This window comes from Roseomonas genomospecies 6 (assembly GCF_008365375.1).
GTDB lineage: Bacteria > Pseudomonadota > Alphaproteobacteria > Azospirillales > Azospirillaceae > Azospirillum.
Genome location: NZ_QOKW01000013.1, coordinates 144442 through 158403, shown reverse-complemented (window position 1 = coordinate 158403; position 13962 = coordinate 144442). Strand labels below are relative to the sequence as shown.

Annotated in this window: 11 protein-coding genes; 4 read left to right on the top strand and 7 right to left on the bottom strand. The window is 69.4% G+C overall.

Annotation, left to right across the window (positions count from 1 at the left end; genetic code table 11):
* Positions 1-12: 12 nt before the first annotated feature.
* Together kce and DS843_RS17555 are read right to left on the bottom strand one after the other, a co-directional pair.
* On the bottom strand, positions 13-951 hold the full coding sequence (gene kce / locus DS843_RS17560) for a 3,5-dioxohexanoate:acetyl-CoA acetone transferase (RefSeq protein WP_149470154.1): 939 nt from the start codon (positions 949-951) through the stop codon (positions 13-15).
* 64 nt (positions 952-1015) lie between these two features.
* Positions 1016-1927 carry a 3-hydroxyacyl-CoA dehydrogenase family protein gene (locus DS843_RS17555; RefSeq protein WP_149470153.1) on the bottom strand — a complete coding sequence of 304 codons (912 nt, stop codon included), beginning with the start codon at positions 1925-1927 and terminating at the stop codon, positions 1016-1018.
* Between the two features lie 300 nt (positions 1928-2227).
* On the opposite strand from DS843_RS17555, the gene DS843_RS17550 reads away from it, so the two are divergent.
* On the top strand, positions 2228-3655 hold the full coding sequence (locus DS843_RS17550) for a sigma-54 interaction domain-containing protein (RefSeq protein ID WP_149470152.1): 1428 nt from the start codon (positions 2228-2230) through the stop codon (positions 3653-3655).
* A 24-nt stretch (positions 3656-3679) separates the two neighbouring features.
* Here the strand turns inward: DS843_RS17550 and DS843_RS17545 are convergent, their stop codons facing one another.
* Positions 3680-4756: a PA0069 family radical SAM protein gene (locus DS843_RS17545; RefSeq protein ID WP_149470151.1), complete on the bottom strand. Its 1077-nt coding sequence runs from the start codon at positions 4754-4756 to the stop codon at positions 3680-3682.
* A gap of 277 nt (positions 4757-5033) precedes the next feature.
* On the opposite strand from DS843_RS17545, the gene tyrS reads away from it, so the two are divergent.
* Positions 5034-6320, top strand: a complete 1287-nt coding sequence (gene tyrS / locus DS843_RS17540; protein WP_149470150.1) for a tyrosine--tRNA ligase — start codon at positions 5034-5036, stop codon at positions 6318-6320.
* Positions 6321-6356: 36 nt separating this feature from the next.
* On the opposite strand, the gene DS843_RS17535 is transcribed toward tyrS, so the two are convergent.
* The 4 genes from DS843_RS17535 to DS843_RS17520 all read right to left on the bottom strand — a co-directional run bounded on the left by DS843_RS17535 (position 6357) and on the right by DS843_RS17520 (position 11802).
* Positions 6357-9257 (bottom strand): PAS domain S-box protein, encoded by a 2901-nt coding sequence (locus tag DS843_RS17535; protein ID WP_149470149.1) that lies wholly within the window; start codon positions 9255-9257, stop codon positions 6357-6359.
* A 247-nt stretch (positions 9258-9504) separates the two neighbouring features.
* Positions 9505-10080: a carbonic anhydrase gene (locus DS843_RS17530; protein ID WP_149470148.1), complete on the bottom strand. Its 576-nt coding sequence runs from the start codon at positions 10078-10080 to the stop codon at positions 9505-9507.
* Positions 10081-10337: 257 nt separating this feature from the next.
* Complete coding sequence (locus DS843_RS31255) at positions 10338-10511, bottom strand: hypothetical protein (RefSeq protein ID WP_167525352.1); 174 nt, start codon at positions 10509-10511, stop codon at positions 10338-10340.
* A 115-nt stretch (positions 10512-10626) separates the two neighbouring features.
* Positions 10627-11802: a mandelate racemase/muconate lactonizing enzyme family protein gene (locus DS843_RS17520; protein ID WP_149470146.1), complete on the bottom strand. Its 1176-nt coding sequence runs from the start codon at positions 11800-11802 to the stop codon at positions 10627-10629.
* A 149-nt stretch (positions 11803-11951) separates the two neighbouring features.
* On the opposite strand from DS843_RS17520, the gene DS843_RS17515 reads away from it, so the two are divergent.
* Positions 11952-12875 carry a LysR family transcriptional regulator gene (locus DS843_RS17515; RefSeq protein WP_149470145.1) on the top strand — a complete coding sequence of 308 codons (924 nt, stop codon included), beginning with the start codon at positions 11952-11954 and terminating at the stop codon, positions 12873-12875.
* 68 nt (positions 12876-12943) lie between these two features.
* Complete coding sequence (locus DS843_RS17510; RefSeq protein ID WP_149470144.1) at positions 12944-13942, top strand: MBL fold metallo-hydrolase; 999 nt, start codon at positions 12944-12946, stop codon at positions 13940-13942.
* Positions 13943-13962 lie beyond the last annotated feature (20 nt).

Here is a 13962-nt window from a genome sequence, read left to right as displayed (position 1 = left end):
GCGTCTTGCCGTTCAGAAGGCCACCCGGTCGGCGCCCTTGAGGGCGAGCATGGCACGCGCCTCGGCGGGGGTGGCGACCTCCAGCGACAGTTCCTCCAGAATGCGGCGGATCTTTGCCACCTGCTCCGCGCTGTTCCGGGCCAGCCGGCCCTTGCTGAGGTACAGGCTGTCCTCCAGCCCGACCCGGACGTTGCCCCCCATGACGGCGGCCATGGTCGTGAAGGGGATCTGGTGACGGCCCGCCGCCAGAACCGACCATTCGTAATCCGTGCCGAACAGCCGGTCGGCGGTCTCGCGCATGAAGAGGAGGTTGCGCTGCTCCGCGCCGATGCCGCCGAGAATGCCGAAGATCGTCTGGACGAAGAAGGGCGGCTTCACCAGCCCGCGATCCACGAAATGCGCGAGGTTGTACAGGTGCCCGACGTCGTAGCACTCGAACTCGAACCGCGTGCCGCAGCCCTCCCCCAGATGCTCCAGGATGTAGGCGATGTCGCGGAAGGTGTTGCGGAAGATGAAGTCGTCCGTGCCGCGCAGATAGGGCTCCTCCCAATCGTGCTTCCAGTCCTTGTAGCGGTCCGCCAGCGGGAAGATGCCGAAGTTCATCGAGCCCATGTTGAGGGAGCACATCTCCGGCTGGGCCTGGAGCGGAGCGGCGAGGCGCTCCTGCACCGTCATGTTCAGCGACCCGCCGGTGGTGATGTTGAGCACCGCGTCGGTCGACTGCTTGAGGCGCGGCAGGAACTGCATGAACACCGCCGGGTCCGGCGTCGGCTGGCCGGTGCGGGGATCGCGGGCGTGCAGGTGCAGGATCGCCGCTCCGGCTTCGGCGGCGCCGACTCCCTGCTCGACGATCTCGTCGGGCGTCACCGGCAGCGCGTCCGACATGGTCGGGGTGTGGATCGACCCCGTCAGCGCGCAACTGATGATGACCTTCTTCTGTGGTGCGGCCATGTGTGGGTTTCCTGTGTGTCCGGCACGAATAGGATGAGGGGGTGAGGGTCCGGCGGTCGCCCGGTCACGCGCGCTCGATGTTGTCCAGCCGCCGGAGGTGGGCGGACAGGCGTGCGTGGGTCTCGGTCCGCTGCGCGTCCGTCCAGGTCCGGAAGCCGGCGCCGGATTTCATGCCGAGCCGCCCCGACGCGACGAGGTCGCGCAACAGGGGCAGCGGTCCGGGCGTCCGGTCGAGGTCCGGCAGGACGTGCCCATGCACCGCGAGGGTCAGATCCGTGCCGACGAGGTCGGCGTTCTCCAGCGGCCCCAGAACGGCAAGGCGCCGCCCGAAGCTGGCCTTGACCACGGCGTCCACCGTCTCGGCGTCGCACACGCCGTTTTGGACGAGGGCGATCGCCTCGCGCCAGAGCGCGTGTTGCAGGCGGTTGCCGATGAAGCCGGGGACGTCCTTGCGCACATGCACCGGCATCTTGCCGACCGAGGCCAGGAGACCGATCATCGCGGCAACCGCCGCGTCGTCCGTGTCGGCGGTCTGGATCACCTCGACCAGCGGGATCTGGTAGGGCGGATTCCACCAATGGGTGCCCATGGCGCGTGACTTGTCCCGGAGCGGTTCCATGATCCGGGTGATCGGGATCACCGACGTGTTGCTCGCCAGGAGCGCATGGGGCGGTGCCACGGCCTCGACCGCCGCGAAGATCCGCTGCTTGAGCTCCAGGTCCTCCGGAACCGCCTCGATGACGACGTCCGCGTTTGCGACCGCATCATCCAGCGTTTCGCAGGGCCGAATCCGCTCCGCGGCGGCGATGTCCAAACCCAGCCCCTGGAGGTTGCGGCGGACATGATCGACGATCCCGGCCCGCCGGTCGGGATCGGGCTCCTGCACATCGACGCGGTGACCGGCGGCGGCGAAGACCTGCGCGATCCCGTGCCCCATCAGCCCGGCGCCGATGATTCCAATACGCTGGCGTGCCATGCCCTGTGCTTTCCTCCCTGAAGGGATGCGGCGTCAACGGCTGCGTGGCCGATTGTCCGTCAAGCCCATATTTTCTTGAAGCAACAATAGCAAGGGGCGTGCCAGGAGTGAAAATCGTTGCTATGGAAAGGGTTGCGCCAGCCGGGCGGGCATGTCGGCAAGCGGAATGGTCGTGATTCCGGACATCGGACCACCCCGAACCGCGCTCAGCCCGACAAATCAGGGCTTTCGCCGTGTGCGGAATTTTGACAAAGAGTGTTCAGAATATTGACAGAGCGTGGATCGACCGGGAGATGGGCCATGCCGGCGGGACGGGACGAGCACTTCGCTGCGGCGCGCGCGCTGATGGTGATGATCGACGAGATGATCGACGGCGCCATTCTGGTCGACAAGGACGCGCGCATCGTCTGGTCCAATGATAAGCATGTCTGGTTCGATGACAAGCGGAAGGCGCTGCTGGGAATCCGCTCGCTGGCCGAGGTGGTGGGGCAACCCATCGAGCGCGTCATTCCGCACAGCCAGATGCGCGACGTGGTGGAGACCGGCCGCTCCTTCCCGCTCGACATCATGCGGTATGGGGAGCACACGCTGTTGGTGAGCCGCCTGCCCCTGCGCGACGAGCGGGGGGAGATCATCGGCGCCCTCGCCTTCGCCCTGAAGAACAGCCTGACCTACCTCCGGCCCATCGCCGACCGCTTCAACAAGCTGCAATCGCGCCTCGCCCGCATGGAACAGGAACTCGCCGCCAGCCGGGTGCCGAAATACACGGTCGAGAATCTGGTCGGCTTCAGCCCCGCGATGCTCCAGGTGAAGCGGCTGGTGCGCAAGGCGGGCCAGTTCAACTCGGCGGTGCTGCTGCTGGGCGAGACGGGGACTGGAAAAGAGCTGGTGGCGCAGGCGATCCACGCGGCCTCGGACCGGGTCGACCGCCCCTTCGTCGGCGTCAACGTCGCGGCGGTTCCCGAGACTCTGCTGGAAGCGGAATTCTTCGGCGTCGCGCCGGGCGCCTACACCGGCGCCGGGCGCCAGCCGCGTCCCGGCAAATTCCAGCTCGCCCACGGCGGCACGCTGTTCCTCGACGAGATCGGCGACATGCCGTTGCCGCTCCAGGCCAAGCTGCTGCGCGTTCTGCAGGAGCGCGAGGTCGAACCGCTCGGGTCAAACCAGGTCATCAAGGTCGATGTCCGCATCATCGCCGCGACCAGCCGGCCTCTGCCGGACATGGTGCGCGGCGGGACCTTCCGGTCGGACCTCTATTACCGGCTCAACGTCTTCCCGATCCACCTGCCGGCGCTCCGCGACCGCAGGGAGGATCTGGAAATCCTCGCCTCCCTCTTCTCGGAGCGGATGGCCGTGAGCCTCGACCAGCCGATGCGCGATCTCACGCCCGCGGCGCTGGACAGTCTGCACGCGCATGATTGGCCCGGAAACGTCCGTGAACTGGCCAACGTCATCGAGCAGGTTTATGTGCGCACCGAAGGGGAACGCATCCTGGCCGAAGACTTCGCGGACATCCTGCCGGGCGCCGCGGACCACCGCCCGCCGGCGTCGGCCCGAAAGCGTCCACTCGCCGAAGCCGTGGACGCGTTGGAGCGGTCGCTCATCCTCGCCGCGCTCGACGAGGCGAAGGGCAACAAGCTCGAAGCCGCGAGGAGCCTCGGCCTGTCGCGCACCAACCTCTACGCGAAGCTGCGCAAGCACGGAATCACCGCGGAGACGGACGGGTGACCGCGCGCTCCGGCGCCGGGACGGTCACAGCAGCGTCAGTTGATCGCCGGGCGCCGGAGGGGGCCTGAAGTCGGCGCAGTTCAGATCGGCATCGCGGGCGTTCAGGCCGAGACGCTTGCAGGCCAGCTTGAAGCGTTTGGACAGCAGTTCGGCGACCGGGCCTGAGCCCTTCATGCGGGTGCCGAACCGGGATGTGTACAGTTCGCCCTCCCGGCACTGGCGCATCAGGCTCAGCACGCGGTCGGCGCGGTTGGGGGCATGCTCGCGCAGCCACTCCTCGAACAGATCGGCGATCTCCAGGGGCAGGCGCAGCAGGATGTAGTTGGCCTGGGTCGCCCCGGCCTCCGCCGCCGCGGTGAGGATCGCTTCCAGCTCGTGGTCGTTCAGCGCCGGGATCATGGGGCTCGCCAGCACGGCTACAGGCACCCCGGCGGCGGTGAGTTCCCGCATGGCGTCCAGCCGCCGGGCGGGCGTGCTGGCCCGCGGCTCCAGCCGGCGCGCCAGATCGCGGTCGAGCGTGGTGATGGACAGGGCGACGTTCAGCAGCCCCTTTTCCGCCATGGGCGCCAGTATGTCCAGGTCGCGCAGGACCAGCGCCGACTTCGTGATGATCATCACCGGCTGGTTGAAGTCGCGGCAGACCTCCAGCACCGCGCGGGTGATGCGCTGCTCCCGCTCGATGGGCTGGTAGGGATCGGTGTTGGCCCCCAGCGCCAGCGGCTGGCAGCGGTAGGACTTGGCGCGCAGCTCCGCCGCCAGAAGCTCCGCCGCCCGGGCCTTGCGGAAGATCTTCGTCTCGAAATCCAGCCCCGGCGACAGGCCGAGATAGGCGTGGGTCGGGCGGGCGAAGCAATAGACGCAGGCGTGCTCGCACCCCCGGTACGGATTCACCGACCGTTCGAAGATGACGTCGGGCGAGTTGTTCCTGGACAGGATCGAGCGGGCCGTGTCGTCGAAGACCTGCGTCGGGACGGTCTCCGTCACGGCGTCGTTCTCACCCCAGCCGTCGTCCGCCAGCACCCGCGTCTCCCGCTCGTAACGGGAGGTCGCGTTGCTGATCGCCCCCCGTCCTTTCAGGGCCTGTCGCGGGATCTCATCCATAAGGGGGAGGATACCGGCGGAATGAAGGAACGTAAAGAGAACGTTTACGCTCTTCCTGCCACTTTGAAAGGCACGAGTCCCTTGACGGCACGCCGCCGGATGCCTAGCTTTCCCGCCATGACGACGCGCCCGCACCACGCCTGCCGCTATTATACGCTGCTCCCATAGGGCGGCGCGTTCGGTCTTGACCAATTGAACCATGCCGCCGCGGACCGGCGGCATGTGCTTCGACAGATGATCTCCGGGACGCGGCCCTTCCCTTCCGGAGATTTTCGAGATGGCGACCCTCGCCGCTTCCAGTCCCTTCCAGTCCGACTTCCTGCGCGTGCTCGACGAGCGCGGATTCCTGCACCAGGGCAGCGACCTGTCGGGCCTCGACGCCCTGCTGCGCCAGGGGCCGGTCGGCGCCTACATCGGTTTCGACGCGACGGCGGACAGCCTGCATGTCGGGCATCTGATGTCGATCATGGTGCTGCGCTGGTTCCAGAAGACCGGCAACCGGCCCGTCGTGCTGATCGGCGGCGGGACCACGCGCATCGGCGATCCCAGCTTCCGCGACACCAGCCGCCCCATGCTGGACGATGCCCAGATCGCCGCCAACATGGCCGGCATCGGGCGGGCCTTCGCCCAGTACCTGTCGTTTGGCGAGAAGCCGACCGGGGCCGTCATGGTCAACAACGCCGACTGGCTGGACGAGCTGCGCTACATCCCCATGCTGCGCGACATCGGGCGGCATTTCACGGTCAACCGGATGCTGAGCTTCGATTCCGTCAAGCTGCGGCTGGACCGCGAGCAGCCGCTGACTTTCCTGGAGTTCAACTACATGATCCTCCAGGCCTTCGACTTCCTGGAGCTGTCTCGCCGCCAGGGGTGCCGGTTGCAGATGGGCGGGTCGGACCAGTGGGGCAACATCGTCAACGGGATCGAGCTGGCCCGCCGCGTGGACGGGACCGAGCTGTTCGGCCTGACCACCCCCCTGCTGACCACCGCGTCGGGCGCCAAGATGGGCAAGACGGCGGCGGGGGCGGTGTGGCTGAACGCCGACCGGCGCAGCCCGCACGACTTCTGGCAGTTCTGGCGCAACACGGAGGACGCGGACGTGGGCCGCTTCCTGCGGCTGTTCACCGAACTGCCGCTGGACGAGATCGCCCGGCTGGAAGCGCTCCAGGGGTCGGAGATCAACGAGGCCAAGAAGATCCTCGCCCATGAGGCCACCACCCTCTGCCACGGGGCGAAGGCCGCGGTCCAGGCCGGGGAAACCGCCCGCCGCGTCTTCGAGGAGGACGGAGCCGGCGGCGGTCTGCCCACGGTGGAGATCGCCCGCGCCGATCTCGCCGCCGGGGTCCGGCTGGCCGATCTGCTGGCCGCCGCCGGGCTGGCCGATTCCAAGGGGGCGGCGCGGCGGCTGATCCGCGACGGAGGCGCGCGGGTGAACGGCACCCCGGTCACCGACGAGGCGGCGCTGCTCACCCTGACGGACCTGGGCAGCGCAAACCTGGACAGCGAAGGCCGCATCCGCCTGTCCGCCGGGCGCAAGCGCCACGCGCTGGTGCAGGCCCGGTAGGCGACACCGCAGGAGCCGGGAGGAGCCGGGACGCCCTCAGCGGCGCCCGGCTTCGGCCACCACCTGCTTCAGGTGATGGGACGACACCGGCTTGTGCAGGATGGCGAAGCCGCTGCGCTGGGCCTCCACGATGCGCTCGGGGGCGGTGTCGCCGGTCAGGATGATGCTGGGGATCGGCGTCCGGCAATGGGCGTGAATGGCGCGCAGGGCCTCCGGCCCGGTCTTGCCGTTGCGCAGCCGGTAATCGGCCAGGATCACGTCGGGGCAGCGCCCGGCCTTCTCCAGCAGGCCGATCGCCTCATCCCCCGCGGTGGCGGCGATGACCTCGTAGCCCCAGCCCTCCAGCATGGCGCGCAGCCCCATCAGGATGATGACCTCGTCGTCGATCACCAGGACGAGGCGAGACCCGCCGCCCTCCGTCATGCCAACCGCGGGAACCGTCGCCGGAACGGGACGGGGAGGCTCGGCGGCGGGCACGGTGACCAGGAAGACGGAACCGTGGCCGGGCCGCGACCGCAGGGCGACGGGATGGCCGAGAAGCGCGCACAGCCGCCGCACGATGGCGAGGCCGAGGCCCAGCCCCTTCTCCCGGTCGCGCTCCGGGTTGCCGAGCTGGGTGAACTCCTCGAAGATCTCCTCCTGGCGGTCGGGCGGGATGCCGGTCCCGCTGTCGCACACGGCGAGGTGGAAGCGGCGGCGCGACCGCCGCACGCCCAGCAGCACCCCGCCCCGTTCCGTGTAGCGCAGCGCGTTGTCCAGAAGGTTGCGGACGACCCGCTCCAGCAGCATGGGGTCGCTGCGCGCGTGCAGCGAGGTCGGAACGACGCGCAGGGTCAGGCCGCGCCGCGCCGCCTCCGGCGCGTATTCGGCGGCCAGACGTTCGAGGATGGGCTGGATCGGAACGGTGGTGGACACCGGCTCCACCACCCCGGCGTCGAGCTTGGAGATGTCCAGCAACCCGTCGAGCAGGCGTTTCAACGCCTCCAGCGCCTGCTGCATGGTCTTCAGCGTGCCGTGGCCGGAACTCCCGCGGGTCTGTTCGGCCAACGCGGAGGTGAGGAAGAACAGCGACTGCACCGGCTGTCGCAGGTCGTGGCTGGCGGCGGCGAGGAAGCGCGACTTGGCCCGGTTGGCCCGCTCCGCCTGGTCCTTGGCGCGGCGCAAGGCCGACTCGGTGCGCTTGCGCTCGGTGATGTCGCGCAGGATGGCGGTGAAGAAGCGGTCGCCGCCGTCGCTCCAGGCCGACAGCGACAATTCCAGCGGAACCGTCAGGCCGTCGCGGCGGCGCCCCTCCACCTCCCGCGCGGCGCCCTCGGCCAGCCCTTCCGGCGCCAGCTTCTCCGGAAGGAGGCCGTCCGGAATGAACCGGCGCACGTCGCTGCCGACCGCATCGGCGGGGCTGTGGCCGAAGATGCGCTCCGCACCGCGGTTGAAGGTGTGCACCGTGCCGTTCGCGTCCACCAGAAGGATCGCGTCGGCGGCGGTCTCCAGCAGGGAACGGTGGCGCTCCACCGCCCGCCGGATCGCGCGTTCGTCCTGCTTGCGGCGGGTCACGTCCTGGATATAGACGGCCAGCCGGTCGCCGGTGGCGAACAGGCGCAGCGCGTGCCATTCGTCGCCGCCGTCCAGCCGGATTTCAAGTTCCTCCGGCTCACGCCGGTCGAGCGCGTCGCGCAGACGCTCCGTGAAGGGCTCCACGGCACCGGCCGGCAGCAGGCCGGCGAAGGAGCGGCCCGACAGGTCCCCGCCGTCGCCGAACAGGCGTGCGGCCCGCTCGTTGGCGAAGGTCACGCGGCCCTCGCGGTCCAACTCCACCACCGCGTCGGTGGACGCGGCGAGGATCGCGGCCATGCGGTGCTCGGCGGCGTGGGCGGCGTCGCGTGCGTGCTCCCGCGCCTGAAGCTCGTCCGCCATGGCGTCGAAGGCGCGGCCCAGCGCGCCGATTTCCGACCGGTCCTGCGGACGCCCGATCCGCGCCTCCCGGTCCCCGGCGCTCCAGCGCTCCACCACCCGCTTCAGCCGGGCCACCGGGCGCAGCACGAACAGGCGCACCCCGATCCAGGCGGCGGCCAGCGACAGCGCGGCGGCCAGCGCCAGCAGGAAGGCGCTCCGCTGCGCCGCCGCGGTGACGGGGAGCAACGCCTGCCCCCGGTCCAGCCCGACCGCCACGAACAGGTCGCGGACCTTCTGATCCACCGGGGCGTAGGCGAGTATCCGCGCCTCCCCGTCCAGGCCGGGCATTTCGGCCACGCCCTCAGACGGCGCCCGCAGCAGGCCCATCAGCGGTTCGGGAAGCGGTTGCCCCACCCGCTGGTCGCCGCCGGGGAAGTGGCCCAGCAAGGTGCCGTTGCGGTCGGCCAGCACCAGCATGGCGTTCGGCGGCAGCGGCTTTTCCGCCAGATAGTCGCGCAGCCAGCCGGCGTCCAGCGCGATCGACACCACCCCCGCCATCCGCCCCGCCGCGTCGGTGTAAGGAGCCGCGAAGGGCAGCACGGGGCGCCCGTCCAGCCGCCGCACCGCGTAATCGCCGACGACGAACCTCTGCCCGTGCAGCGCCATGCGGATGTGCGGCATGGCGGCCACCTCCAGACCGTTCATCTTGGCATCGCTGGCGCAGCGGACGGAGCCGTCGAGATCGGTCAGCGCGATGCCCTTCACCCGCGGCAGCCGGTTGCGCAGCCGGTCGAGGATGCTGGAGCACTGCTGCGGATCGGTGGCGAGCCTCGGGGCCATTTCGGCCACCGTCACCAGCACGCCGCGCATGCCTTCCACCACACGCTGCTGCTCGTCCTGGATCAGCGTCAGAAGGCGGCGGGCCTCCGTCTCGGCCTGCCGTTCGCCCGCCTCGATCGCGGTCAGGCTGTTGTGCGCCAGCAGGCCGATGGCCGGAAGGCTGGCAAGGAGAACAAGCAGGACGAGGCGTGTGAGAATGCTCATCGACAGCCCGGTGATGCGCGGCGGAAGGGGACGGCGCCCCGGGTTGGATGCAAGCCGCCCCATTCGCGGCAACGGTGCCCCGCCACCCCGCCGGCCACATCCTTACCTTGCATTTACCAAATGGACGAGCGCGCCTCAACCGACTATTTCGCATACGAATCATAACGGCGCCGGAGCACGGATCGTCCGATGCTCCGGCGCCGCGGAATCCGCGACCGTTCTCCGATCGTGGACATTCGAAGGCGCCTCAGGCCGCCTCGGCGATGACCTCGACGCTGCCGTCCAGAGCCATCAACAGCAACTCCACCTCCAGATCGGGGTGACGCGCCTTGATCTCGGTGCCGAGCGCACGGAGTTGTGCCGCGTGGACCGCGGTTTCCTTCCCCGGGTCGGACGCCACGTCCGGCCCCAGGAAGACGCGGTAGGCGCCGCAGTCGCGATGGTCCAGGACCATCACGCGCTTGATCCGGTGCAACTGCCTGGCGACCGCCACATGATCCCAGAACGCTTCGCCCCACGCCTTCTTCCGATCGGTCAAGGCGCCGAGCGATGCGCCGGCCAGAACCACATGGTCGTAATTGTCGGTCAGCCCGCGCCCGTCCATGTAGCGGGCGGTGTCGTCCACCAGCCGGTAATCCATGCAGGAGAGCAGCAGCGCCTCGACATTGCTGCCCGCACGGGCGGGGACGGGGATCAGGGGCGCCATCAGAGCGGCGCCGGCGCCCAGGCTGGCGATCTTCAGAAAGGTCCGGCGGGAATTATGCCGAGGGCTGCCGCAACAGGCCGCGCCGAAACCGTTCTCGTGTTCATGGTGAGTCTGCAAGAGTACCTCCACGCCGTTGACGCTTCGTGGGGCCGAACGCCCGTGGAGACGCGGTACATCACCGCTGGATTCGCGGCACTCCTTGCGGCGAAATCTTTCGCGAGACAGAAGCGCACAGCTTGATTACAGGAAAGTCTCGATATCCTGACGCCGCGTCTTCGGCTTTCCCCGCAAAGGCGCCAAAAAGAAAACGGGCCGTCCCCCGGTGTGGGGAACGGCCCGTTCGGCATGGTGCTGCCGGTGCATCGTTGCGGTTATCAGCCGCGGGTGCTGCCCGGTGCCCGGTCGCCGGTGGCGACCGTATCGCTGGCCGGCTTCTGCGTTCCGGCGCTGGCGCTGTGGCTGGAGGAGCACTCCGCGCTGGCGATCCCCGCCGTCAGGAGGGCGGCGAGACCGAACAGGACGGCTACCGGCTTGGCTCCATGAGACATTGGATCACCTCCTTTCAAAACTGTTGAACACCGCAACAGCATGTGAGGATGATGAAGCGCGAGTCAACGCCCTATACCGCCCGTACAGGGTGCGCCGCGAATCGGAGCGCGGGCTTCAGGCACCGGTCTCCAGGGCCTCGCGCATGGTGCGGAACAACTCCGCCTTGTCCTCGAACCCGATGCCGGGCAGGGCCGGCAGACGGACGCGCCCGTCCTCCACCGCGATGCTGTCGGCGAAGCCGCAGAAGGGCTTGAACACGTCCGGGTAGGATTCGTTGCCGCCCAGATGCAGACCGGCGGCGATGTTCAGCGACATCTGATGCCCGCCGTGCGGCACCACGCGGCGGCTGGACCAGCCGTTCTCCGCCAGCATGTCCAGCGTGCGCATGTACTCCACGAGGCCGTAACTGAGCGCGCAGTCGAATTGCAGCCAGTCGCGGTCCGGGCGCATGCCGCCGTGGCGGATCAGGTTGCGGGCGTCCTGGTGGCTGAACAGGTTCTCGCCGGTCGCCATCGGCCCGTCATAGTGGTTCGCCAGTTCGGCCTGGAGCGCGTAGTCGAGCGGGTCGCCGGCCTCCTCGTACCAGAAGAGATCGTAGGGCTTCAGCGCCTCGGCGTAGGCGACGGCGGTCTTCAGGTCGAAGCGCCCGTTGGCGTCCACGCAGAGGTTCCGCCCGTCGCCGACCACCTCCAGCACCGCTTCGATGCGGCGCAGGTCGTCCTCCAGCGAGGTGGCGCCGATCTTCATCTTCACGACCTTGTAGCCGCGGTCACGGTAGCTGCGCATCTCGTCCTGGAGCGCCTCCACCCCCTTGCCGGGGTAGTAGTAGCCGCCTGCGGCGTAGACCCACACCGACTCGTCGGCGACTCCGCCGCGGTAGCGGTCGGCCAGCAGGCGGTAGAGCGGCTTTCCGGCGATCTTCGCCACGGCGTCCCACACCGCCATGTCGATGGTGCCGACGGCGACGGACCGCTCGCCATGGCCGCCCGGCTTCTCGTTGGTCATCAGCCGCGCCCAGACCTTGAACGGGTCGAGGTTGCCGTCCGCCTCGTCGATCAGGCTGTCGGGGGTGGCCGACATCAGGCGGGGGATGAAGCGCTCCCGCATCAGGCCGCCGGCGCCGTAGCGTCCGTTGGAGTTGAAGCCGTAGCCGATCACCGGCTTGCCGTCCCGCACCACGTCGGTGATGACCGCCACGGTGGAGCAGGTCATCTGGCTGAAGTCGATGTAGGCGTTGGCGATGTCGGACTTGATGCCGACGGTCTTTTCCCGGATCTCCACGATGCGCATGGCGCCGCTTCCCCTTGGCTCTCTGTCGCTGTTCCGGACCGGACGATAGGGATGGACGGGCGCGCGCGGCCAATGCCAGTTTCAAATCGCATGATGCGCGTTCGGCATGGGCGGATGAATGGGCGGATGAACGGGCGGATGGATCGGCGATGGAACTGAACTGGCTTGAGGATTTCCTCGCCCTGGCGGAGTGCGGCAACTTCTCCCGCGCGGCGGAAGGGCGCAACCTGACCCAGCCGGCCTTCAGCCGCCGCATCCGCGCGCTGGAGGACTGGACCGGAACGCCGCTGTTCGACCGCAGCATCCAGCCGGTCGGGCTGACCGAGGCCGGGCGCCGCTTCCGCCCCTTCGCCGACGAGACGGTGCGCCGCCTGTTGCAGGGGCGGGAGGAAGCCCGGCTGGCTGGCGGGGCGGCGGCCACGGCGCTGCGCTTCGCGGCGACCCACGCGCTGTCGCTGACCTTCTTTCCGAACTGGCTGCGGATGCTGGAGGGACAGGCGCGGCTGGGCGCCATCCATCTGCTGTCCGACAGCATGCAGGCGTGCGAGCAGGTGATGATGCAGGGGCAGGCGCAGTTCCTGCTGTGCCACGCCCACGCGGCGGCGCCGTCCCGGCTGGAGGCCGGGGCCTTCCGTTCGGCGGCGGTGGGGAGCGACCGTCTGGTCCCGGTGTCGGCGCCGGACGGGACCGGCGCACCGCAGCACGCCCTGGGCGGCAGCGGAACCCCCCTGCCCCATCTGGCCTACAGCCCCGAATCCGGCATGGGACGCATCGTCACGGCGGCGCGCGGCGGCTTTCCCGGACCGGTGGCCCTGGAGACGGTCTTCACCTCGCACCTCGCCGCCGTGCTGCGCACGCTGGCGCGCGACGGGCGTGGGGTGGCATGGTTGCCGGAAAGCCTGATCGCGGAGGATTTGGCGCAGGGAACCCTGGCGCGGGCCGGCGGGCCGGAGTGGGACGTCGCGGTGGAGGTGCGCCTGTACCGCCCCCGCGCCCGCCAGAGCCCGGCGGCGGAGACCTTCTGGGCGCTCGCCGCCGGATCGGCAAATCAAGACGGGAATGAGCGGGAATGAGCGGACGGGCTGCCGCGCCATAGGCGGCGGTCTAGCCAAAGCCGACGCACCACCCCACTTCTCGAGTCATGCCGCGCGACGACAGCCAGCCCCGCTTTCCCGCCGTCCCGTCCGACCACTGGGACGGGCGCCGCTTCTTCAACCCGCACGCCGACACGGACAAGACCCCGCGCGACCTTTGGCGGCTCTACAAGGCGCGCGGCCCCCGCTGGTCCCCGCCGGAGCCGGAGCCGCACCGCCCCTTCCGCCCGGTCGCCCCGGCGCGGGGGGAGGTGGCGGTCACCTTCATCGGGCAGGCGACCTTCCTCATCCAGATCGGCGGGGCGGCCTTCCTGACCGACCCCGTCTATTCGGAGCGCGCCGGCCCCTTCGGGCGGCTGGGACCGAAGCGGGTGCGCCCGCCCGCGGTGCGGATGGAGGATTTGCCGACCATCGACGCGGTGCTGCTCAGCCACAATCACTACGATCACCTTGACGCGCCCACGCTCCGCCATCTGGCGCGGCGGCGCGGTGTGCCGCGGGTGATGACGGGGTTGGGCAATGGGCCGATGATGCGCCGCGCCGGGTTCGACGCGGTGCACGAGCTGGACTGGTGGGACAGCCTGCCCGGCCCGCACGGCACCCGCATCACCTTCGTCCCGGCACAGCACTGGTCCGCCCGCGGCCCCTTCGACCGGCGCAAGACCCTGTGGGGCGGCTTCGTCGTGGAGACGCCGGAAGCCGCCGTCTATTTCGCGGGGGACAGCGGCTATTGCCCGCATTTCCGGGAGATCGGGCGGCGGTTCGGCGCCATCGACGTGGCGCTTCTGCCCATCGGCGCCTACGAGCCGCGCTGGTTCATGGCCGCCCAGCACATGAATCCGGCGGAGGCCGTGCGGGCGCACCGTGATCTGGGGGCGCGGCAGAGCGTCGCGATGCATTTCGGAACCTTCCAACTGACGGCGGAGGGCATCGACGCCCCCGTCCAGGCGCTGCATCACGCCCTGGCCGAACAGGCGGTCGATCCCGCCCGTTTCGCCGTCCCCCGCTTCGGCGAGCCTCTGCGCTTCCGGAGAGTCTATATCTAGTGGAGAAACCGCCTTCCCCA

Bases quoted from the DNA above. Each gene is read 5' to 3' on its own strand.
- kce (WP_149470154.1), bottom strand. From the start codon at position 951: ATGGCCGCACCACAGAAGAAGGTCATCATCAGTTGCGCGCTGACGGGG.
- DS843_RS17555 (WP_149470153.1), bottom strand. From the start codon at position 1,927: ATGGCACGCCAGCGTATTGGAATCATCGGCGCCGGGCTGATGGGGCAC.
- DS843_RS17550 (WP_149470152.1), top strand. From the start codon at position 2,228: ATGCCGGCGGGACGGGACGAGCACTTCGCTGCGGCGCGCGCGCTGATG.
- DS843_RS17545 (WP_149470151.1), bottom strand. From the start codon at position 4,756: ATGGATGAGATCCCGCGACAGGCCCTGAAAGGACGGGGGGCGATCAGC.
- tyrS (WP_149470150.1), top strand. From the start codon at position 5,034: ATGGCGACCCTCGCCGCTTCCAGTCCCTTCCAGTCCGACTTCCTGCGC.
- DS843_RS17535 (WP_149470149.1), bottom strand. From the start codon at position 9,257: ATGAGCATTCTCACACGCCTCGTCCTGCTTGTTCTCCTTGCCAGCCTT.
- DS843_RS31255 (WP_167525352.1), bottom strand. From the start codon at position 10,511: ATGTCTCATGGAGCCAAGCCGGTAGCCGTCCTGTTCGGTCTCGCCGCC.
- DS843_RS17520 (WP_149470146.1), bottom strand. From the start codon at position 11,802: ATGCGCATCGTGGAGATCCGGGAAAAGACCGTCGGCATCAAGTCCGAC.
- DS843_RS17515 (WP_149470145.1), top strand. From the start codon at position 11,952: ATGGAACTGAACTGGCTTGAGGATTTCCTCGCCCTGGCGGAGTGCGGC.
- DS843_RS17510 (WP_149470144.1), top strand. From the start codon at position 12,944: ATGCCGCGCGACGACAGCCAGCCCCGCTTTCCCGCCGTCCCGTCCGAC.